Here is a 586-nt window from a genome sequence, read left to right as displayed (position 1 = left end):
GCACCGAAGAGAAGACAGAAAGAGAAGGGAGGAGAGAGAGGAAGAAAAAGGGGGAGGAGGAAAAGGAAGAAAAAGAAGAAGAGAAGAGAGGGGGAGGGAAAGGGAAGAGAGAAGGAAGAAAAGAAAGAGAAAGGAAGGAGAAGGAAGAGGAGAAGGGGAAAGGAAAGAAGGAAGGGAAGGAGGGGAGGGGAGGAAGGGAGAAGAGAAAGAGGAAGAAAGGAAAAAGGGAGAAGGAGGGGGGGAGAGGAAAGAGAAGAGGAAAGAGAAGGGGAGAGGGAGAAGAAAAAAGGAAGAAGGGGAAAAGGGAGAAGGGGATAGAGAAAGAGGAGAAAGAGAAAAAAAAAGTAGTAAGAAGGGGGGGGAAAGAAAAAAAAGAGGAGAAGGGCTGAACAGGAAGAGGGAGGGAGAAGAAGGGGGGGTGGAAGGAGGAAGAGGGAAAGAAAGAGAAAAGGTGATGATAAATGCCGAAGGCGGAGGGTGAGAAAAGATAGACGAGCGGGAGGGCGTGGATAAAATGGGTTTGAGACAAAAAAGCCGCGAAGAAGTTAAATTGAACGGGCAGGAAGGAATAGAATGAAAGGCCTGG

General features: G+C 48.3%; 1 protein-coding gene. It reads left to right on the top strand.

Features of this window, described 5'->3' with window-relative positions:
- Nucleotides 1-389, top strand: a 389-nt coding sequence (locus tag HBN63_RS21650) for a hypothetical protein (protein ID WP_178093543.1), incomplete at its 5' end; no start/stop codon positions are given.
- Nucleotides 390-586: the final 197 nt, after the last annotated feature.

The organism is Pseudomonas sp. WS 5011 (assembly GCF_012985775.1).
Taxonomy (GTDB): Bacteria; Pseudomonadota; Gammaproteobacteria; order Pseudomonadales; family Pseudomonadaceae; genus Aquipseudomonas; species Aquipseudomonas peli.
The sequence above is the reverse complement of the archived record's forward strand: the minus strand, read 5'-3'. Positions and strand labels throughout refer to the sequence as shown.